9 protein-coding genes and 1 tRNA gene are annotated in these 24,036 nt (G+C 35.2%); 1 reads left to right on the top strand and 9 read right to left on the bottom strand.

Annotated features, from left to right (window positions below):
- Positions 1–115 precede the first annotated feature (115 nt).
- A tRNA-Met gene (locus ACEN2I_RS09220) sits at positions 116–188 on the top strand.
- Positions 189–391: 203 nt separating this feature from the next.
- Here the strand turns inward: ACEN2I_RS09220 and ACEN2I_RS09215 are convergent.
- The 9 genes from ACEN2I_RS09215 to ACEN2I_RS09175 all read right to left on the bottom strand — a co-directional run bounded on the left by ACEN2I_RS09215 (position 392) and on the right by ACEN2I_RS09175 (position 24,031).
- Positions 392–3,271, bottom strand: coding sequence for an RICIN domain-containing protein (locus ACEN2I_RS09215; RefSeq protein ID WP_441765807.1), 2,880 nt, complete (start codon positions 3,269–3,271; stop codon positions 392–394).
- A gap of 85 nt (positions 3,272–3,356) precedes the next feature.
- On the bottom strand, positions 3,357–5,228 hold the full coding sequence (locus ACEN2I_RS09210) for a carbohydrate-binding protein (protein WP_441765806.1): 1,872 nt from the start codon (positions 5,226–5,228) through the stop codon (positions 3,357–3,359).
- A 5-nt stretch (positions 5,229–5,233) separates the two neighbouring features.
- Positions 5,234–6,859, bottom strand: a complete 1,626-nt coding sequence (locus ACEN2I_RS09205) for a glycosyl hydrolase family 18 protein (protein WP_441765805.1) — start codon at positions 6,857–6,859, stop codon at positions 5,234–5,236.
- A 105-nt stretch (positions 6,860–6,964) separates the two neighbouring features.
- Positions 6,965–9,634 (bottom strand): beta-1,3-glucanase family protein, encoded by a 2,670-nt coding sequence (locus ACEN2I_RS09200; RefSeq protein WP_441765804.1) that lies wholly within the window; start codon positions 9,632–9,634, stop codon positions 6,965–6,967.
- A 161-nt stretch (positions 9,635–9,795) separates the two neighbouring features.
- Positions 9,796–13,755 carry a family 16 glycosylhydrolase gene (locus tag ACEN2I_RS09195; RefSeq protein ID WP_441765803.1) on the bottom strand — a complete coding sequence of 1,320 codons (3,960 nt, stop codon included), beginning with the start codon at positions 13,753–13,755 and terminating at the stop codon, positions 9,796–9,798.
- A gap of 635 nt (positions 13,756–14,390) precedes the next feature.
- Positions 14,391–17,318: a triple tyrosine motif-containing protein gene (locus tag ACEN2I_RS09190; RefSeq protein WP_441765802.1), complete on the bottom strand. Its 2,928-nt coding sequence runs from the start codon at positions 17,316–17,318 to the stop codon at positions 14,391–14,393.
- Positions 17,319–17,892: 574 nt separating this feature from the next.
- Entirely contained in the window at positions 17,893–20,709 is a 2,817-nt protein-coding gene (locus tag ACEN2I_RS09185; RefSeq protein WP_441765801.1) for a M16 family metallopeptidase, read from the bottom strand.
- 146 nt (positions 20,710–20,855) lie between these two features.
- Positions 20,856–21,713: a prolyl oligopeptidase family serine peptidase gene (locus ACEN2I_RS09180; protein ID WP_441765800.1), complete on the bottom strand. Its 858-nt coding sequence runs from the start codon at positions 21,711–21,713 to the stop codon at positions 20,856–20,858.
- Between the two features lie 398 nt (positions 21,714–22,111).
- A complete protein-coding gene (locus tag ACEN2I_RS09175) occupies positions 22,112–24,031 on the bottom strand; it encodes an OmpA family protein (RefSeq protein WP_441765799.1) in 1,920 nt (639 codons plus the stop codon).
- Positions 24,032–24,036: the final 5 nt, after the last annotated feature.

The following is a 24,036-nucleotide window of genomic DNA, read 5'->3' as shown; positions in this document are numbered from 1 at the left end:
AAAAACATAACCAACTTTGTACCAAATATTTATCTATTAAGAATACTTTAGGAAAAAAATTTCATTAATTTCTTTGTATAAACGTATTTAGTGCTTATATTTGCACCCGAAACATCGCGGGATAGAGCAGTAGGCAGCTCGTCGGGCTCATAACCCGAAGGTCACAGGTTCGAGTCCTGTTCCCGCTACAGAGAATAACCCATCAAAATTTTGATGGGTTTTTTGCTTTTTTTATCTCTTTATCTGAGAACATTAATTCTAGTCAGAAAATCATCTTGGAATCTTTCGATATTTCCTTTTTTCTGTCTAATTGACAAAACTTCAGGAAAAACCAAATATTGGTATTATAAAAAAAGGCTACAATTAGCAGCCTTTAGATTTTTTTTTAAATTTATCTCTTAACAAAACGTTTGACTGTTCGTTTATTATTTTTATCAAAAATAATCATATAAACTCCGGTTTTAAGAGTGGAAACATCCAAACTGTTGTTAACACCGCTTTGCATGGTAACCAAACCACCTGTTCGGCTATCAACTATACTAATATTTCCTCCCCTCACATCTGTTGTAAAGAAAAGTGTTTCTGATACAGGATTTGGATATAAATTAAACGCAACATCAGTAACCTCCTCTTCTGCAATACTTAATGAAGTTTCTGATATTATTGCTGCTGTACCAATTTTAGTAATTCTAATCCAGTTGATATTCATTCCAGTATTTTGAATATAGATTCCAAAATTATATGTTCCTGCGTTTACATTAACAGTTTGCGTAACCGTTTGCCAGTTTTGCCATCCTCCGGTATTTGGTATATCAACATTTCCTAAAATAATCGTTCCTCCATTTAGATCAGATGATAATTTACCGCCAGTTATACCACTTGCTACTCTGTATTCAATTAAGTAAGAACCTGTTGTTGGAAAATTGATATTGTTATATGCTAACCAATCTCCGGTTTCAGTATAACCAACATTCGAACCTCCGCCGGTATCAGTTGTAGCTTCAACCTGAATGCCATTCATGGCAGAATAATCTTCGGCCTGAATTAAAGTAGAAGTTTGTACTGTTGTAGTTGAAATTAATTTCCATTGTCCACAAATCTGACCGTTGTCGTCCCACTGCTGTACATTGGCACCATTAGCCGTACTTGCTCCGGAAACCTCAACAATTCTTCCACTGTGGCTGGCTACAATTTTGTAAAATCCATCACTTGCTGCAACTAAAATAAACTGCTGATTGGTCGTTCCGTTGTATGGATATTGCTCTACGTTGGCACCGTTTGCTTTATTAAAATTATTGACATCTAAGGACTGACCGCTATGATTAACAATAATTTTATACATCCCATTACCTAAATGAGTAAAAGTAAATTTTTGATTATTTCCTGTATTTACACTTCCTTGTGCAACATTTGCTCCATTAGATGCACTGGCATTCCAAACATCCATGTTGAGTCCGCTGTTTCTATTTTGAAGAAAGAATGTCTGATTTCCTAAAGTGGTCACTCCGTTTGCCAAAATACGAATCGAACTTACCTTATCATTCCAGGTTGAATTCAAACAAGAGTTGTCAGAACTAATTACTGTAGAAGCCCCGGAAAAATTATCGTCCTGATACAAAATTGCCTGAAAGCCCTGACCAACTCTAAGCGAAGAAATATCATCGTTTAAGACACCTAAAGAGTTTAAACGTGCCAGATTATAATCACCAATTGTCAATCCGCCCGAAAATCCGGTATAATTACAATATTTATATACAGTTATGACATCCGTCGAAGCAGTGATATTTCCTCCCGGCGGAATTGTTCCTGTAAGCGAATAACTTCCAATCGATCCATAAGCCGAATATCCGCCATAACCTGCATTTCCTGCTCCGCTTCCATCAACACCAATAAAATATTTACCAGCCGGAAGATTGACATTCATAGCCGCATTTAAAGCAAACGGATCTGAATTCCAATACGTTCCCATTTCTGCTCCGGCTGAATTATACAATCTTATTAAAAGATGCAGATTTCCATCTCTGGAAACCGTATTGGCATTGATAGAAACATTTCCTCCTCCTGTTGTAAACGAGAAGAAATCATAATCGGCTTCGCTTGAAATAATTCCGTTTTTCTGATTGATGATCCCGCTTCCATTATAATCTAACGTTGCGGCAGAAGCAGTTGTGTTTCCGTAATCATCGCCTCTGTACCCAACTCCAAATTTGGCACTTGCAATAGTAGCTACATCATCTTGTTTATTATCGGCATAATTGTATTCGCCTTTACTCCACTGTACAATGGGTCTGTAATATCCTGCACCCATAATTGGTGCCCAGGAAGTTCCATCTATACCCAGAAAATATCCTTCTACCGGGTTAGTCCGTCCATCATGGCCAAGATCGAAAGTATGTCCCACTTCATGCGCAGAGGCATCTCCACCTGATTTGCCTGATGTGATAAATACCCAACACGGCACATCATTATCCCAATTGAAGGAACCAATATATGCAACACCTCCCGCCCCGGGGGCTGCAGTATTGGTTGGAGTTACTACGACACGCATTCTTCTGTTTCTTGGATACGAATTAAAAACAGCTTCACTTGTCGTTACATTTAGGTTAAATGGCCTGTAATCTTCAGCAACAACTTCCCAATGCTGTTGTACTGCCGCATCGCTCATTCCTGATGGCGCTGCATTAATGGCGTTACCGTTGTTCCAAAGGTTTCCTGCGGGCATATTATAACCGTCGAAATCTAACATCACACACCCTGCTGCTCCCGGTAAGCTTTGTAAATTTAGCAAGGCTGGAGCAATTTCAGCTGATACCGCTGCCTTACCGGTTTTATTTGCTCTTTCCGGAACATTTTCATAATTCAGACAGATCAGCGTATTAATGTCTACTTTGGTTACAAAGGCATTTCCGTTTAAATCCGAGTAATATTTGTAAGCTTCCTTCGTTTTTTTTAATATGATATGCCCTTCAAGCGACTGATCTTTAACCTTCAGGTAAAAAGATGATTCTGCTACATTTTTAATTTCTCCAATCAAAAACTCACTTGAAGCATTTGATTCTTTGTAATTAATTTTTCCATTAAATGTTTTTGAATTTTCAACTTCCAGCAAAACGGTTTTTTCTGTGCCTTTTGCAGTGGTCGAATTGACTAGTTCTTTTTTTAAATTATTCATAAAAGTTCGGCTTGAACCTAAGGAAGTCTGGGCTGAGGCAAAATAGCCGAAAGCCAGAAACACGAATAAAGTGAGTGTAAATCTGTAATTGTTTTTCATGTTAATTTGGGGTTAAAGGGTTACAATTAATAAAAAGCGACACATCTTATTTGCCAAGCAAAAGAAGAAGCAGCACTTTAAAAGGTTATTTTTTTATAAAACGTCTTACCGTTTTGATGCCGTCTTTTTCAACTAAAATCAAATAGATTCCGGGTTTTAAATCACTAACATCAATACTGTTGTTCTTCGCTTTTTGCGCCAAAACAGAAGCACCATCCTGATAGTTTATGATATTTATATTTGCTCCCGAAACTTCTGCAGTAAAGAAAAGTTCATTTTCTGTCGGGCTTGGATAAACAGTTAGGTTTTCAATATTTTCAGTTAGAGCCGATTTTGCTGCGAAAGCCGAACCTGATTTTGTAATTCGGAACCAGTTTAAATTTACACCTGAATTCTGAATATAAATTCCGAAATTATAGGTTCCAGCATTTACACTTACGGTTTGACTTATCGTTTGCCAGTTTTGCCATCCGCCTGTATTTGGAATATTAACAGCACCCAATTGAATGGCTCCGGCATTTAAATCTGAAGAAATTACAGATCCGTTAACGCCACTAGCTATCCTGTATTCAATTAAATAAGAACCAGATGTTGGAAAAGTAATATTACTGTAAGACATCCAGTCACCAGTATCCGCATAACCCACATTTAATCCACCGCCAGTATCTGTGGTTGCTTCAGTTTGAATTCCACTCATGCTGGTATAACTCTCCGCTTCAATTAACAGTGAAGAAGAATTCGTTATCGTTCTAACTCGTAGAGAAGTAGCCACATCATTGAAGCTATTATCTACCAGACAAGTATCATCTGAAGCAATAATGGCAGAAGAACCAGAAAAATTATCATTTGTATAAAGTACTACTTCATACCCGCTTTGTACTTTTAGTGAAGAAATATCATTATCTAAAATTCCTTTTGCCTGCAGGTCGCCCAAAGTATAGTTCCCGGTAGGTAAACTAACAGCATAACCACCATAATTACAATCTTTGTAAACTGTGGCAACACCATTATTTTGCGGCACATCATAAAATGTCTGACCTGCCAGATTTCTTCTTTTGAGTCCTTGTGCTTTGTAATTTGCAACTAATGTATTAATCTGAGACAAGTCTAATGCTGTATTTTTATAATATAAGACCCAGTCTGCCATGAAAGTATTCTCTCTGTTGGTATTACTCGCACCTAATACATTATTCCAAATCCAATTGGCAAATGCCAGCTGCATCGTACTTCGTGGATAAACTGAAAGACCTGCCTGTGTTTCATTATCAGTAACAGAATGAGTGGCAATAAGCGTATTATCCATATAATATTTAATATTCACACCATCGGTGCAGGTAGCAATAAAAGTATGCCACCCGGCTAATGATTTTTGTTGGGTAGAATAGGTTTTCCAGGGCTTCCATGGATTTGCAATATATTTGTGATAGGAAGTTGTATATCCTACTCTGTTGTCTGGAGAAACACCCCATTTGTCAGCAGCCATATACTCTATGATATCCATTTCACTATACTTTGAACCATCCTGAGCAAGACTTGAACTTACAATCGTAAAAAACGTCTGTATGTTGGCATCTTTAGTGATAAACGATTCATCTGATAAATAGACTCTTGATGCATACGTTCCTTCAAAATATTCATACGAACTTTCAATTCTGGAATGTGTTACTGCTTTTGACTGACCTTTAACCGTTGTTTTTAAAGTCATTAACTTATTCGATGTATCATTCGGGTCTGTAATAAAATTGACATTACTCTTATTGTACACAGCTCCTTCAGGTGGTCCACTCTCTCCATTAACAATTTGCCATTTATTAAACGATGCCAATTGAGGATCTGTATTTCCTGAATAATTAAAATCATCAAACATGATAACCTGAGCATGGCAACTTAAGCCGAAGAAAATAAAAGTCAATACCAGTAGCTTTGAATCAATTAAGGCTATTATATATTTCTGCATGCTACTTATTTTTTTATGAAGCGTCTAACTGTTTTGATTCCGTCTTTTTCTACCAAAATCAAATAAATTCCACTTTTTAAGCTCTCAACATCAATGCTGTTCGTGTTTGCTGTTTCAGATGAAACAGTAGCGCCATCCTGAGAATTGATAACACTCACATTTGCTCCCGAAATTTCTGCAGAAAAGAAAAGTTCACTTTCAGTTGGACTTGGATAAACAGTCAGACTTTCAATTTTATCCTTTAGGGCTGATTTTGCTGTTAAAGCCGAACCAGATTTTGTGATTCTGAACCAGTTTAGATTAAACCCTGTATTTTGAACATATATTCCGAAGTTGTATGTTCCTGCATTTACATTTACGGTTTGAGTAATAGTCTGCCAATTTTGCCATCCTCCTGTATTTGGTACGTTAACAGCGCCCAGCTGAATTGTTCCTGCACTTAAATCAGAAGATAATCTTCCCCCTGAAACAGCACTTGCCACTCTGTATTCAATTACATAAGAACCTGATGTCGGAAAATTGATATTGAAATACGCCATCCAGTCGCCTGTATCTGCATAACCTATATTTAAACCTCCCCCAGTGTCTGTTGTTGCTTCGGTTTGAATACCACTCATCGAAGAAAAATTTTCTGCCTGAATTAAAGTACCTGTTCCTGTTGGTGGCTGACTTCCTGTAACAACCTGGTTTACGGCTGTTAATAATGATTTCGAACCAGTAGCATCCTGAGATAATTCCCAAATCATAACGCCGCCTGCATTTTGAATGGCAAATGCTGTTTTTGCTTTAATAGTTGGAATCCCATTATAATAAATGGTGTTTCCTACCTGATCCTGATTTTCAGAACCTGGATATTGGGCTACAATATTAGCAAAAGAAATTCCCTGATTGGCTGCAGCTCCAAAACCGTAACCATAAAACGGAAGTCCGATAATAGCTTTACTTGCCGGCAAACCTCTGCCTGTCCAGTAATTAAACTGATTTACAGCCATACTGTACGGAGAATGCTGACCCGGACTTCCGGGAGCCCATGGACCTGTAGCATCATAAGCCATTATATTGATCCAGTCATAAGCTGCAAAAGTTGAAGATGGTACATTTGCGCCTCCATATCCTTCTGAAAGTGCTGCTGAAATCAACTTGCCATTTGCATGTAATTTGGCTGCCAAAGCAATTACAAATCCACCGTAATCACCATTAATAGCCGGACCTTCCAAATCAACATCAACGCCGTCAAAATTATGGGCAACGACATAATCATATATCTTTTGGATAAATGCTGTTCTGTTTCCACTTGTAATTAAATTGAAATAATTATCACGAATAGCACCGCCTTCAGAAACGGAACCTCCTCCGAGAGAAACAAAAACCTTTAAATTTTGTGCATGCGCAGCATTAATGATAGCATTAGAACCTGAATTGAAAGTCAGATATCCATTCGCATCCGGATTTTCAAAAGCAATATTAATATGCGTCAATTTACTGTACTGAATAGTTGTTGAAAAGGAATTCAGATCGATCCAGTTTGGGATATAAGCGATTACTTTTTTTTGGGCAATTGAGAGATTGAAAATACCCAGAACGAAAATTAAGATCCATTTTAACTGGATCATTTTGTAATTGTTTTTCATAGTAATTTTTAATAGATTAATAAATTTGTAAACCTTGGGGGAAAATTAAAAAGCCTCAGTAATTCTAATTTTAATCAGAATGTCTGAGACTTTATACATATAAAACTATTTTTTAATGAAACGTTTCACCGTTTTTTGACCGTCTTCTTCCAAAACAATGACATAGACACCAGTTCTTAAACGTGAAACATCTATACTGTCGCTATTGATTTTTTGAGAAGAAACTGCTGCTCCGGTTTGAGAGTCTACAATGCTCACATTTCCGGAAACAGCTTTCGTAAAGAAAAGTGTGCTCTCTACGGGATTCGGATAAATATTTAATGCTGTTTCAGCTACTTCTTCTTGTGTAATTTGTGCCGAAGCTGTTTTTGCAGTTGGAGCAGCTCCTACTTTTGTGATTTTTATCCAGTTGATGTTCATACCGGTATTTTGAATATAGATTCCAAAATTGTAGGTTCCAGCATTTACGTTTACGCTTTGCGAAACCGTTTGCCAGTTTTGCCATCCTCCTGTATTCGGGATATCAACATTGCCTAATACAATAGTTCCGCCATTTAAATCAGAAGATAATTTACCTCCCGTTACAGCACTTGCTACTCTGTATTCGATTAAATAAGAACCTGTTGTTGGAAAATTAATACTGTTGTAAGCCAACCAATCTCCTGTTTCTGTGTATCCAACATTCGAACCTCCTCCGGTATCTGTTGTAGCTTCTACCTGAATACCGCTCATAGCTGAATAATCCTCTGCCTGAATTAAAACAGAAGTCTGAGAAGATGTTGCCGGAACTAATTTCCATTGCGCACAAGTCTGTCCATTATCCTGCCATAGTTGTACATTGGCACCATTTGCAGTACCTGCACCCGCAACTTCTATCAGTTTACCACTGTTTCTGACTGCAATTTTATAAAAACCATCGCCTGTAGCAACTAATATAAATTGCTGATTTGTAGTGGCATTGTATGGATATTGTTCTACATTGGCACCATTATCTTTACTAAAATTATGTATATCCAGAGATTGCCCGCTATGACTTGCTATAATTTTGTATAATCCATCACCTAAATGTGTAAAGGTGAATTTCTGGTTTGCGTTTGAATTTGCTGTTCCCTGCGCAACATTGGCTGCATTAGATAAACTGGCATTCCAAACGTCCATATTGAGTGCGCTGTTTCTGTTTTGCAAAAAGAATGTCTGATTTCCTAAAGTGGTTGTTCCGTTTGGTAAAATTCTGATCGAAGTAACTTTATCATTCCAGGTTGCATTCAAACATGAATTATCAGAAGTTATAGTTGTTGAAGCTCCTGCAAAATTATCATCCTGATATAAAATCGCCTTAAAGCCCTGCGTAATTTTAAGTGAAGAAATATCATCATTCAAAACACCTAAAGTATTTAAACGAGCCAGATTATAATCACCAATGGTCAATCCACCTGAGAATCCTGTATAATTACAATCTTTATGAACCGTAACAACATCTGTTGTAGCGGGAACAGTAGGAATCGTTCCTGCATAACCTCCAAAAGCTGCAATTACTTTTGTAGGCTGTGGCGAATGAAGCGAAGGCGACTGATCAGCCACATCATCATAAGCGAATCCGTAAGCCAGATTATCAACACTTATTCCCGGTAAATGCCAGAATTTAGAATAATGATTGGTTGGATTTACCTGATAGAATTTTGAAGCATCGTACCAGTTTTGCTGACCGGGGTTTGCCGTTGTAGTGTTCACAACATGTCTGTTAATCGCTGCAGTAAGCTGCGCCTGAATCACAAGATCCAAATCTCCGTCAACTAGTCTTCTGTCCAGAACCCCTTTTCCTTCAAGTGCTTCCTGAGTCGAAGGCCGATATTGAACGCGTCCTGTACGACCCACAAAACCGCCAGACTGCCCAACCATTTCCAGTTGTTCTCCGATTACTCTTCCTTTAAAAACTCCGGCATCTCCGGCGTAAAATATTAAATCTTCATTTTTGTATTTATTCCAGATCGCATCAATGTAAGATTTTAAATAATTTGCCTGAGGCCCTACTGAAGTTCCTCCGGTTCCATCTGCAAAAGCCGGCGTTTTTGATGGTGCCGTAATTTCGCCCGTTGCATCATTTACACAGCCTTGAAATTCTGCAGGTACATTAGCTTTAAAAGCAGCGACAATGTCTGCGTGTTTTTTTAATTCACCAACTCTTTTTTGGTATCCGTTAGCTCCAAATAATTCTAATCCCATTGGGTATTTATAGGAGTCAACTCTTGAAGGATTTCCGAAAAATCCATATTGATTGTTAGTCAATTCGATTATTTCATATAAAATTCCCTGATTTGGATCTGTTGCGTTTAACGGATTTGGAGATGTATATCCCGAAGGAGCTCCATTGGCTCCAAAAAAGTAAAAATACAGTTGTTGTCCTTTAGCGATAAAAACCCTACATCCAGCTATTAAGGGCAAAGTGAAAGTTTTGTTTGGAATTTCGCTCAATTTGGTAAAACAGTTGGCGTATTTTGAATTTTGTCCCGGTCCTGTATTTCCTCCAATTGTAGGTCCGGTAACCGTGTTATAAGATGAGCTCATAGGTAAAACCTGACTCGTTTTGGCATTGACCCAAACATGATTTCCGGTCGTATAATCAATCCCTACAATAGCAACATACAATTCGTTATCATTAAATGTAGAGGTGTTGCTGATTGTGAACGGAATGGGTCCCTGACCAAACATAAGATTGGAAAGCACCAGAAACAGTGCTGTCTGAAGAATTTTTTTTGTGCGTTTAATTTTATTCATATCTAGATAATTTTGGGGTTACGCAAATAGATTATTACAGTCATTTTAGAAATGATGACTTATTTATCCGCCAGGTGCAAATATTTTATTCCTGAATATATTTCGAATTTGGGGATGACAAAATAGCATTCGAAATAATTTACACCCAACGGATTTTTAGTTTATTGCTTAATCAGTTTTTTAGTCCAGCTTTTTTGATCTGATTTAAAATTCAGAATATAAATTCCTCTTGATAGTTTACTAATATCAATTTGACTTTCATTAAAGTCAGTATCCAACTGAATCTGTAATATTAATTTCCCTGAGTTATCATAAACTGTAATGATTTTATTATCTAATTTTTCAGGTATTGAAAGCTGAAGGTAATTATGGGCAGGATTTGGATACATTACAAATTTTGTATTGGCAACTTCATCTTCATCAATACTATTTGCTTTTTTAGCTGATGATGCAGACCCGTAAGCTTCAATTTCAAACAAAGAATATCCGTACGGAGCCAAAGCTTTAGCAGTACATAAAATTCGGATATATCTTCCTGTTCCGTTTACCACTAAATCATCTGTTCCGCCATCGCTGGCAGTTTGAGTACTAACTGTTTCATTTTCGGTAAAAACATTATCAGTAGAAATTTGTACTTTGTATTGCGTTGCAAAAGCAGCTTCCCACTTCAAAACCACACGATTAATGTTGTAATTAGATCCTAAATCAACATAAATCCATTCGCTTGCATTGGCAAAACTACTCGCCCATCTTGTGTTTGTTGCGTCACCATCTGTGGCTTTTGCCGAAGAATAAGTGGCATTTTCCTCTGTAGAAGCTACTGCAGTTTTTGATAAAGCTAAATTGACATTGTTATTTGGCGTAATATTTCGAACCATGACATCGCTGAAAACTCCCGTTGTCAAAGTTCCATTTGCATGTGATGTAACCGCCATTCCTACATAAATGGTGTTGGACATTGCAATCGTTTTTGGTGTACCAATTTGCGTCCAGGTTGTTCCGTTATCAGAAGTATAAGAGGTAAATACATTTCCTGATCTTACCACACGAATCCATTTTGGGGCCGTTCCTGCAACAACCGTAGCCGTAGTGATTCCCGAAACTGTCTCTCTTGCTAAAAATTCTATTCCAGCGGCAGCGCTTACATCAGTCATAGCATGTTTAGAAGTTGCTGTTAGTGTTTCTCTAAACATCACTCCAGCTTTTGCATATGTATTGGTGTTGATAATGGAGTTTACTTTAGCAATAATTTCGGCATCGCCTGTAATAGACTGATTTACAAATTGAAATTGATCGCTCGATTCCCATATATCATTTCCTGACCCTTTTATGGTAAAGGTTCCATTAGCATGTGTCGCTACTCCAGCCGGAGTTACGGCACCTAAATCTGTACTAACCCATGGAGCAGGTAAAGTTGTTGGAGGATTTTCTGTAGAAACTAAATTTACAGCTCTGATATTATCAAAATAATACGTGTTTCCTGAATTTGTCCCAGGTTCAAATAAGAATACAAAACGATTTACTTCACTGTCTAAAGTGGAAGCGTCCGGAGCACTCGCATACGTAAACGTAATGGTATGCCAGGTATTACTTTGTTTTACAAGTCCCTGATAAATACTATTCCTTCCCGCAGGAAAATTGGACGGAATTGAAGCACTGCTTTCTGCCTGCCATGAAATTATAGATCCAACTGGTGCCGAAGTGTACACATCCATTGCGAATTTTTTAGTTCCGCTTTTGAAATCTCCAATATTAGTTAATGTCGTATTGAATGAAAAATTATCATACAACTCTGTTGATTTTCGAACATATTTCCCAACGTTTGAAGAAGTATTTATACCGCTTGCATTAGGATTTGCTGCATTTGCAGTATACGTTCCGATGGCGTCTCTGAAGGTAACATTATGTGTGTTTTGATAATCTTCGTACACAACACCCGGCGTAAAAGTGTCCGGTAATTTAGTAGAACCAATTCTGATATTATCAAAATAATAGGTATCACTTGTATAGGAACCTGAGTTGGCCAAAATTACCATTTGGTTAATTGCCAGATTTGAAGTTCCTGCATCGGGACTTGAATTATAATAGAAAGTCAGTGTTTCCCATTGATTTTGTTTGGTCGTAATCGCTACATAATTACTGTTTCTTCCCGTTGGAAAATTAGCCGGCAGCGATGTTGCACTATTCTCTAAATTCAAACTTAAAACCGTACCAATTGGTGCCGAAGTATACACATCAATCATGATTTTATTCGTTTGATTTTTTAGTAAACCGGAATCTTCGATCGTATTTTGTGTGTTGAAAAATAACACATCGTATTGTTCGGTTTGATTTCGAACGTACTTCGCCACATTTGCTGAAGAGTTAACCGAATTGGCTCCCGGATTTGCCACCACAGAATATACTCCGGTTGTAGTTCCTTTAATAATTTTATTGATGCCGTCGTAATTTTGTAAAATATCGGTAGCAATAATTGGCTTTTCGGGTGCTGCTTTTGTAAGTAGATTATCAAAATAATAAGTTGCTCCCGAATTTGAATTGGATTCGAACAGAAAAACGACATTATTGATAGTCAAAGCGCTTGTATTCGCGTCGATTACTTTTTCGAATTCAAACTCAATTGTTTCCCATTTGTTTTGTACCGTTGTTATGGCTTTGTAACCACTGTGTCTTCCTGACGGAAAATTAGTGGCTGTTGTTACCAGGCTATTCTCTAATTGCATCGAAATTTTTGTACCTACCGGTGCCGAAGTATAAATATCAAAAGACATTCTTTTTCTTCCATATACATAATCATTTGCATTACTGATGACTACGTTTTTAATGTTTAGAACATCGTATAATTCAGATGTGTTACGAACATATTTCCCCACCAAAGCAGAAGTATTTACGCCTGTTGCTGATGGATTTGCCGTGGCTTCTGTTAAAACTCCCGTTTTAAGACCGTACACTATATTTCGGTTCGACTGAAAATCTTCGTGAATTTTTTCTACCGGCAACGGAACTTCTGTAATTACAGCCAGTTTATATGTATTCGAAGCACAACCAGAAACCGTTGTAGCCACAGATACATCTCCTCCGGTATTTCCCCAGTTTACATTAATTGTATTTGTTCCCTGTCCCGAAGTAATGGTTGCACCCGCAGGAACTGTCCAGTTGTACGTTGCCCCAGGAATTGCATTAATTGAGTATGTTTTAGCCGTTTCATTATTGTAGACTTTTGCATCTCCCAAAACTCCGTATGTAAAACTTCCGCTGTAAACGCGAACATAATCTACCTGCAATTTTGCGGGAAAATCAGCAGAAATTGGTTCAACACCCGCCCCATTTACACTTGTATACGGCGTTCCTAAACTACCAACAGCTAAATTCAAAATAATATAAAACTGCTGATCGTTAAAAGGCCAGCCACCATTTACAGTAGTCTGTGGCGTAGCGGTATGAAATAAATTGCCGTCAATAAACCATTTGATAATATTTGGTCCCCATTCTACCGCATAAACGTGAAATTCTGTCGATAAATCAGTTGGAGAACTATAACTTCTTCCTGTATAATGATAGCCGCCTCCGTCATAATGAATGGTTCCGTCTATTGATTTTGGATTTCTGTGTTTGGCCTCCATAATGTCAATTTCACCTGTAAAAGGCCAATTTGACGTTCCTGCCGGCAACATCCAAAATGCCGGCCATGCTCCCATTCCGCTAGATAGCTTCATACGGGCTTCGATTCTACCGTACTTTATGGCATATTTTCCTTCTGTCGTCAATTTTGCAGATGCATACGGCTGTTGCGGAAATGAGGCATTCGGCTCATATTTAGACTGAATATTGAGGTAACTGTTTGTTCCTTCCTTAACAATAGTCGCCTGATTGGGGTCATAACGCTGTGCTTCCGCATTCCCAAATCCGCAAAGCGAAGGACAGCCATTTCCGGAAATACTTTGCCACTTTGTTAAATCTACAGTAGTTCCGTTAAATTCATCAGCCCAAATTAAGGTGTTACATTGGGCCTGAAGTTTTAAAAAAGGTGTAAGAAAAAATAGTATCAGAATGACACATTTTAGTAAAAAATAATAGGTACTTCCCGGTGGTCGGCCGAAAAAAAAGTCTTTTTGTTTCATTTTTTTAGTTTTTTTGTTAGCAAAGTTTATTAACAAAACAAATCTTCTTTTTTTTAAAAAACAGATCTACGTTGTATTAATAAGATGACAATATTAACAAATAAACTACCTAATATGTCAATTGACAGGTACGGTTTGACTACGGTGTTTGCAAAAAAATGTAATAATTAGCAGTCAAAAAACGTAAAAGTACTTAAGATTTTACTGATAGTGAAAAACTTGCGACGTATTGGTTTTAAACAGATAGAGGATTAATTAAATTTGTAAGAATGTAAAAGAAAATACACTTTATAAGTAGTTTGTCATTTCGACGAAGGAGAAATCTTCGTGAGTCGCTCTACAAAGATTGGCGTCTGTTTAGTGCGGAGTTTCTTGTGGAGATTTACTTCGTCTGTTGGCTGTCGCTCCGGTCTACTCCGTTGAAATGAAACTAACTAAACGTAAATATTCTTATGAAAATGATTGCCTAGCCCCGATAAAAGTGGAAATCCTTTTGTGGCGTGGTTCGCCACAAAAGATTGAAACGGATAGCGGGATTAGCTCCTGAAAATTATTTTTATTATAGAAATCAAAATGAAAAATAAAGAAAATTGCTTAAGTCTTTTTAACTCTGCGTGAAAAATATCAAACCATATTTAAAAATTCAAAATATACTCCGTGATATTTGCATCAGACGGAAGTTTCATTTTCTTGCGAATGCGGTATCTCGTGTCTTCAACTCCTCTTACTGAAATTCCCAAAAGCGGCGCAATTTCTTTGGTATTGAAATTCATTCGCAAATAAGCACACAATCTCATATCACGAGGAGTCAGGTTTGGAAAACTTGTTTTTAGCCGTTGCATAAAATTATCATGCAGCTGATTGAAAATTTCCTCAAACTCATTCCAATGTTGATCTCCCTGCAGTTCGTGATCGATTATACGGTCTATTTTGGTCAACAAACTGAAATTTGTATTTGAATCATTCTTTTTGTCTATCTGTCCAATCAGTTCTTTTATTGATAACAGAATTTTATTTAAATGAATGAGATTGACAGTATTTGAAGCAACTTTCGCATTTTTAAGATTAATTGTCGTTTCCAGATTATCTCGCATGATAGCCATATTTTCCTGTTCCAAAGCTAATTTTTGCTCGTTTAATTCAGCACGATTTCGCAACAATTCTTTTTCCTGATTCAGTATTAATTGTTTGCGATCACGCTCTGCAATATTCTTTTGATCTTTTATTATGGCATAAATCAAAGTACAAAAAAGGAATAAATACAAGATATACGCCCAAATAGTGCGGTACCACGGAGCTGAAATTTCAAATTTAAATACAGCTGCTTCGCTTACAACATCATATATGTTTTTTGCTCTAACGTGAAAAACATATTGGTTTTCAGGGAGGTTTGTATATTCTTTTTCTGTTTGAAGACTCCATTCAGACCACTTAGGTTCAAAACCTTCCAGCCAATATTGGTACATCGTAGCATCGGTTTCATCATAATGCAATGAAGCATACGAAAAATGAAGGGCGTTATTAGAATACGATAAAACCGGACAAAATTCTTTGTCTGATTTATTAGTCGTTGGAAGCACATCATACTTACTTGAAAAAAGCAAACTATCCTTGGGGAAAATACTTTTAACTTCTGAAATTACAGCTTTATATTTTGATAGATATTTTTTATTTTTGGTTACATTATAATGAATCAATCCGTTTTGTGTTCCAAAAAAAACATCTCCGTTTGTAGTTGTCTGGATATTTTCGAATCCCGGAATATATAAGTACCTTAATTTTCTAAAAGGCAATTCTTCTAAGTGCAAGTTCCCTTGTTTTTTCTGATTTATTTTTCCTGTATTTTCTCCCGAAACATACCAGATGTTATTTTGATTATCTGATTTTAATAAGCGAACATGATTTTCGATACCCAGATATTTCTTAAAAGTGGAATCCGGAATCATTTTTTTTGAAGCTGCATCTTGTTTGTAAACCCCTTTAGTTGTTCCAAAAAGAATCTCATTATTAATTTTGAAAGTATTCAAAAACAAACTCGAAGGAAAACCGTCTGCCTGATTATAGAATACAAGATTTGAAACTGAATCGAATGTTTTATTGAACCTGATTTTATAAATTCCTTTGTATCCGTGGGCTATCCAGATATTGTCATCTTTATCGGTTACAATTATCCGGCTACTTTCGCCAAATCCTTTAATTTTGTTTTGATAAACCCACGTTCCATCTATATTCTTTAATATATATAAGCCGGTAAAACCACCAACAAGCAATAAATCAGGATGATTGGGAATAATGATACCTTTCCAAGCTCCATCAGTTTTGGCTGCTAATTTTGCCGAATTACCTAGAACTTCAAATACACCATTTTTTTCAAAAGCTAAAAGAGAATTACCAAAAAAACCAATATTCCATACATTTTCAGACATTCCTTCTATATGCTGAAAATGTGCATTTTCTCGCTTTCCGCTTTTATAAGCTTCCCAATCAAGCCAAAACAAACCGTTATCTGTTCCGATATATAATTTATTTTGATAAATGAGACTGCAATATATTTTTGTTTCCGAATTTGATTTATCTAATATTCTTGACAAAGGAGAAGAAATTTGTACCAATGAAATACCTTCTTTCATTGTCACCCATAAATTTCCTTCTTTATCAGTTTTAAGATTGGTTACATATTCGTTCTGAAGTCCCATCTGTTTATTAATGTGCTGGATTAAATGTCCCGAACTATCTATGATTATCAATCCGGATTGACGTGTTCCAATTCCGAAATAACTATTAGAAAGTTGAATTCCTACAGTGATTTGATTTTGTTTCAGTAAATAATCAGCTTCTGTTATAAAAGGTTTAATTTGATTATTTTTATAAATAAAAAATCCATTTTTTTTGGTAAGAAGTAATAAGCCGTCTTTTACATTGAATATTTTGCTGATCTTTATTCCTAAAAAATCTGTACTGTTCGGAATTGTCTTTAAAACATCATTTTCGAGTTTTAACAATCCCTTTGCAATATCTGAAACATAGATTTCATGGCTGATTTGAAAAAAATCATCGAAATTAGCTTCAGAAAAAATTACTTTAATTTTATTATTTTTATAAATAAATATTCTATCGCTGGAAAAAAAAACTACAGCGTTATTGCAGACTACTGTGTGCAAAATATCTCCAAAATTTTTAGCTGAATCAGGAATTAATTTTACTAAAGAAGTATATTTATACTGTCCATTTGGCAACTGGACCGCATAGCCAAACTCACCCTGAGCACCAACGTATATTTTATTATTTTTATCAATCGCAAGAGAACGAACCATACTTTTATTTTCTGGCTGAGAAACAATACTCCATCTCACTCCGTCAAATTGCAGTATTCCGAAATGATTCGCAAAAAACATCATTCCTTCTGAATTCTGAAGAATATCCCAGTTTTCTGAAGCAGCCTTATACATTTTCGGATTGTAATTGGTAATAAAAGGAACCCCAATTTTTTTTATTTGACCATTACCTAAATAAGGAAAAAGGATTAGGGATAAAACTAAAAATCTAACTAAAAAATTTGTCATTTTATGTATGTCTGTAGGTTATTTTTGTGACTTTGGGAAATCACAATCTTAAAAAAACAGCCACTTTGGGAGAAGCTGTCTTGATATAAGAATTTCTTTTTTTATTGACTATTATTTTGATAATTAACCATTTTAAATCACAAAAAAAAAGAATATCTAAATTCAAATATATAAAATTTTATTTCAATGTAACAAATTACATAAATAACAAAACTTTTTTTTACGATTAATTATTTAGAAATCAACTTAACAGTTACCATATATAAAGACAAAAACCAGGTTATGCTTTATAGCTAAAAACAGAATACTATAATGATGACAATAGCAGTTACTACAAATATATTTACAACATTAAAACAGAGAACATTGATAAAGTTTCAGCTTTAGTAATGAAGATTAATATTTTAAATTATACAAATATTGTTCGTATATAATTTAAAAGAGCTGTTCGGCAAAACAGCTCTTTTTAGTCTACAAATTCTATAACTAATTCAAATTAAAAGAAACATCTTTTTTCTTTTCTGAGACTATTAAAATTAAAGTGAAGAATTGCCGTTCTTGGTAGAATTGAATGCTATTTTAAAGCGCTTTCATTCGTTTTAGGCTGCATTATTACCTCAACTTTATCAGCATTGGGCAACACTTCACCTGCATATTTTTTTATGTCTTTTACCGAAATACTTTTAATTAATTTTTCATAAGCATCACTGCTCATAAATTTATCTCCCGTTTTTAACTGGTCTACAATTGTGTTTATCCAATAAGAATTTGATTTAATATTCTGCTGATTACTTTTAATCAAATCTTCTTTTATGTCTGATAAATCTTTATCTGACACATCATTTTTTGAAATAATATCCAACTCATCATAAACAATTTGAAGCAGTTTGCTGTCTTTCTCAGGATTACAGTCAAAGCTTACGCGAAGAGAAAAAAGCGGAGAAGGATTCTTTGATAGTGAACTCTGCGTTTGTACTCCATAACTTCCACCCTCGTCTTCTCTGATTTTTTCTAAGTAACGTTTGTCTAATAATTGCGATAACATGAAAGCTATAACCTTGTTTTTCTCAGAAAAGGCCACATTTTTGTTTTCCAGATGCACATAAATGCTCGTTTTAGGCACGCTCATTTCTCTGATGAGTTTTTCTTTAGAAAATCCTTTTGCCATTCCTGTCTTATGGTCGATAAACTTTTCCTTAGTTTTATTTCCTTCTATATTTCCTAAATATTTATTGATGATTTCAAGGTCATTTTTAGCAATATTTCCAACAAAAACAAAAGTAAAATCTGATGCATTTGAAATACGCTGTTTGTAGATTTTAGAAGCATCATCAAACTTTAGCTCTCCAAGGTTTTCTTTGCTTAAAAGAAAAGTTCTTTTGCTGTGATTTGTATCTAATAAAGCAATGGAATCTCCAAAAATTTTACTGTTATTTTCAGTTACATTTTCAAGTGCATTGCCGTAATAATCAATGATTCGCTTGTAAGCCTGAGTTTCAAATCTTGGGTTTTTAAAGTATAAATAAGTCAGTTCTAAAAGTGTTTCTAAATCCTTTTTTACGGCGCTTCCGCTAAAACCTTCGTAATGTTCTCCAATAAACGGACTTACTTTTACTGTTTTTCCTGAAAGTTGTTTTTGTAAATCGGTAACTTTAAAATCTCCTAATCCTGAGTTTTTCGCCAAAACTGTTGCGATTTGCGATGATGCAAGTTCTTGTTGCGGCAATAATGAAATCCCACCCGGACTGAAAGCTGAAAAAAGAATCTGATCCTGCGCCAACGTGGTTGGATAGATAATTAATTTGGAGCCATTTTCTAAAACATATCCTTTTGCTTCTTTAATTCCTTTAATTTCAAATCTTTTCGCAATTGGTTTAACTGTAAGTTTATCAGTAACCAAATCAGCATTTGCAACTGTTTCGGTGTAAGGTTCTAATTTTTGTTCTTTTACTTTTTTAATTACCGTTGTATAATCAGCTTCTGTTGGATAAGTAACATTTTCCTTTTCTGGTCCTGAAACCGTTAAAACCTGATTTTTTTCTGTGGGAAGAGCACGAAATACTTTATTGATTTCATTGACATCTACTTTTGACAAAGTTGTTTTTACAAGCTCCACTTCATCTTCTAAACTCATTACCGGCGAAGCTTCTAAAAAGTAATTCTGCAATTGAGAAGCCCAGTTTGCATTACCAATTTTATCTTTGTTTTTTAATTGATTTTCATAACCTGTACGCATATTTTCTTTTACACGATCGAGTTCTTCTTTTGTAAAACCGTTTTGAATGGCACGTTCATATTCAGTATATGCCTGCTGAAAACCTTCTAACAATTGTCCGTTTTTAGGGTTTACAGTTAAGGTAAAAAAAGAAGTAAGACGGGTTAAGGCAGAATGGCTTAAACCTGCTCCTAATAAAGCTGTTTCATTGTTTATCGTATATTCTCTAAAACGATTGTTCATCATTTGTAAAGCCAATTGTTCTGCAATGCTGTTTTCAAATGTTGCAAGATCCTGAACAACTGGTTTGTTTTTTTTAAAGTTTAAAGAAATAGATATTTTTTGGGCTTCTTTGTCAAGCGCCAGTTTATATAGCAATTTATCGTTATCCGGAATTAGTTCATAAATACGTTCTGCAGAATTGGAAGGCATTGGAATTGACCCCATAATTTTTTTAACCTGTTGTTCTATTTTTGCCGGATCAATATCTCCAACAATAATTACAGCCTGATGATTGGGCAAATACCATTTTTTATAATAATCTCTTAACTGTTTGTATTTAAAATGATCAATAAGATCCATATCTCCTAAAACATCTCTTTTTCCGTATTTTGAACCGTTGTAAATGACAGGCTCTAACTGTGATCCAATTCTTAAATCGGCATTTCTTCTGGTGCGCCATTCCTCATGAATTACCCCTCTTTCCGCATCAATTTCGGCATCTTTTAAAGATAAAAATCCAGACCAGTCATGCAAAACATATAAACAGGAATCTAGTAAAGCCAGATTCTTAACCGGTACATTACTTAAATTGTAAACCGTTTCATCGTGTGCTGTATACGCATTAATATCACGCCCAAAAGTAACGCCGTGTTTGGCCAGCATATCAATAATTCCTTTTCCTTGAAAATGCTCAGTACCGTTGAAAGCCATGTGCTCTAAAAAGTGAGCCAGACCATTTTGATTATCATCTTCTAAAATTGCTCCCACATTCTGAACAAAATAAAAATCGGCTCTGTCTTTTGGCCATTCGTTATGCAGAATAAAATACTGCATGCCGTTATTTAAAGTTCCATGAACAACGTCTTTCCGTAAAGGAATTGTTGTTTTAAATTGTGCCGATACCTGAGTTAAACACAGTATCATAAAATGCACTAAAAATAGTTTCACTTTCATATTTGTTGATCTCTAATATTCTTTTTTTGATTGATCCTTAAATAATAATAAATCTAATAGTATAAGAAGTCCTTACTGTTGTTTGAAGACTTCATAAGAAACCTTCAAACAACAGTCTTAGAATTATATTAATTTATAGGCTTGTATTACATCCAGTCCGGGCGGTCTGATCCTTTTAAGTAATAATCAAAATATTGTTGCATTTTGAGAGTCCAGTCTTTACGGTTATTCGCTTTATCCAAGGTATGACTTTCTTTTTTATAATTGACCAGCCATGCTTCTTTTCCTAAACGGCGAAGTGCAAAAAATAAAGACTGCCCTTCCTGATACGGTACTGCGCTATCGCCATCATTATGAAAGATAAGTGCTGGTGTTGTAACATTTTTAGCTGAAAATAAAGGTGAATTTTTGATGTAACCATCTAAATTATCAAATAAAGAACTGCCCATACGATATTGATCTACTTCATATTTAAACATTGTAGAAATACCATTAGAACGCATAACCGGATAATTAGATGTAAAATTACTCACTCCAGAACCTATAATAGCACAACTGAAAAGATCGGTTTTTGTAATTAAAAAAGAAGTTTCGTATCCGCCAAAACTATGTCCCTGAATGCCGGCTAAATTGGCATTTTTATGTAACGTAGTTTCGTTGTAGATAAGTTCATCTTCGATTGAATCCGTTTTATGAGTACCTTCTGAAAGAATATCCAGACAGACGGTTTTAGTCTGCGATTTTAGTTTTTTGAAAATATCATGTTGAAGTGCTTTGAAAAGATAGGATTTAATGACAACATCTGCTGCAATATTATTGCGGTAGCGATGAAGATCTACAAAAACATCATGTATAGCATCCTGCACTAAGGTATCATCATTTGTGTATTGCATTCCAAATGTAAAAAGTACATTTATATACTGATCATATAGCTTATGATAAGCCAGAACATCTCCTTTTTTTATTTGACTCCATAGATTAATATCTCTCTTTTCATCATTCATTGAAGATTTTCTTGCTTTAAAGGTTGTTCTGAATACAAAACTAAATAATTTAAAAAATTATCAATTAAATTTTCATTTTTATTTCAAACTTTATGGTTTTTTGAGCAATAAGACAAAATAATACTACATTTTAACACTCTAAACTATAATGCAAAAAATTTTAATTAATTCTATAGAGATAGTATATTATACTTTTTTATAAAATTTCAAAAATATTACTTCATATCTATTTTTCAAATATTACATAAAATGATTTGAGAATTCCTGTTCCCACCAATAATAAAGGCTGCCCGAAAAGTAATTTTTCAGACAGCCTTTTTCTCTTTAATTTATTCCTGACCTTATAAATCCCCACGTTGAAATTAAAGATAATGTGAAAAAATAATTAACAATAAATATTACATCGAAGTAATAATAAACTCACTTCTTCGGTTAGCCTGATGCTCTTCTTCGGTACATTTTACTCCGTCAGAGCACTTGTTCACAAGCTGTGTTTCGCCATAACCTTTACCGGTTAATCTATTGCTATTAATACCGTTTTCAACAAACCAATGTATAATAGACTTTGTCCTGCTATCTGATAAGGCCATATTGTATTTAAATGATGCCCGGCTGTCAGTATGCGAACGAATGTCAAGTTTAATATTTGGATTGTCATTTAAAACCACTAATATTTTGACCAAATCAACTGCTGCTTGGGGCTTGATATCTGATTTATCCAAATCAAAATAGATACTTTTTATGCCAAAGCATTTTCCTAAATCTCCTCCCACAATTAATTTACAGCTTTCTTTATCAAGTGCAATGGGCAAATTGGTTTTACCATTTAGTTTTGGTATTAAAATATTCATCTCTTTTGTCGCATAATCAGGATTTTCGGCTCTTACACTATAATTTTTACCACATTCTACAGGAAAACTGTAAAATCCGGTTGATTCGGCAATCGTAGTATTTTTTAGAGTCTGATTTTCATACAAAGTGACTTTTGCTCCTGGTAAAATAATATTGGTTTCAGAGTCTGTTATGATTCCGTTTAATTTTTGAATACACATTATTCTCTTCGTTTCTAAAAACTTATAAATATCATCAGAACCCAGTCCACCTTCCTTATTCGAACTAAAATAGCCTTTACGGGAAACAGGATCTATGCTATAGGCAAAATCATCCTGAGGTGAATTAATATCTGTCCCCAGATTCTGAATATTGCTTACGTTTCCGTAAGAGTCTATTTCGCCTCTAAACACATCCAGTCCGCCAAGTCCGGGATGCCCGTCTGATGCGAAATAAATTTCATTTTCATTAGTGACATACGGAAAGGTTTCTTTTCCTTCTGTATTAATGCTTGTCCCAAGGTTTACAGGTTTTTCAAAACTTCCTTCATTAATGCTAACTTTGTAAAGATCAGACTGGCCTAATGTTCCGGGCATATCTGATGCAAAATACAATGTTTTTTCATCAGGACTTAATGCCGGATGTGCCGTACTGTAATTGTCACTGGTAAAAGGCAAAGCCCTTATGTTAGTCCATTGATCATTTTCCAGTGTGGCTTTGTATATTTTTACTAAAGTAATTTTATTTTCATCTTTTCCTTTTTTACCGTTAACATAATTATTTCTAGTAAAGTAAACTGTTTTACCATCTTTGGTAAAAACCGGAGAAGCTTCGTTGAATTTAGAATTTAGTGAAGTTTTAAATTTACTCACTGTAACAGAATCAACATCCGCAATATATAAATTGGTAAAATGTTCGCCTGTCCATTTATGTTTGCGCTGAGAGAAATTGCCTGTATCTCTGGCCGAGGCAAAATATATTTTGTTGCCATAAACGAAAGTTCCGTAATCTGAATATTTAGAATTAATTCCTGCATTTTCAATAGTATAACGTCCTGAATTTGCCTTGATCATATCGAGATAATTAACCTCTTTTTCATAAAGGATGCCTCTGCTATCGGTTTGTTTTTTTGAGTTAAATTCATCCATCATTTTATTGGCTTTATCCATTTGTCCGGATGATTTTAAGGATTGGGCATATCTGTAATAGTATTCGGAGCCTATCTCATCAGTATTGAAAGCAAAAAGTTCACCATACCATTTGGCAGCGCTTTCAAATTGAGAGTTGAAGTAATAAGCGTTTCCCAGTTTTTTAAACAGCTCTTCTGACTTATATCCTTTTTCGGCTACTTTTTCGTAAATCTTTATGGCATCGATATAAGCATAGTTGGCATAATCTTTACCGGCAGATCTTACTTTTGACTCTTGAGTATAACCCTCAAATGAAAAAATACTTATTGTGATCAGAAATAGTATACAATTTTTCATAATCT

This window comes from Flavobacterium sp. W22_SRS_FK3 (genome assembly GCF_052113665.1).
Taxonomy (GTDB): Bacteria; Bacteroidota; Bacteroidia; order Flavobacteriales; family Flavobacteriaceae; genus Flavobacterium.
This window is presented reverse-complemented; position numbering and strand designations above follow the sequence as displayed.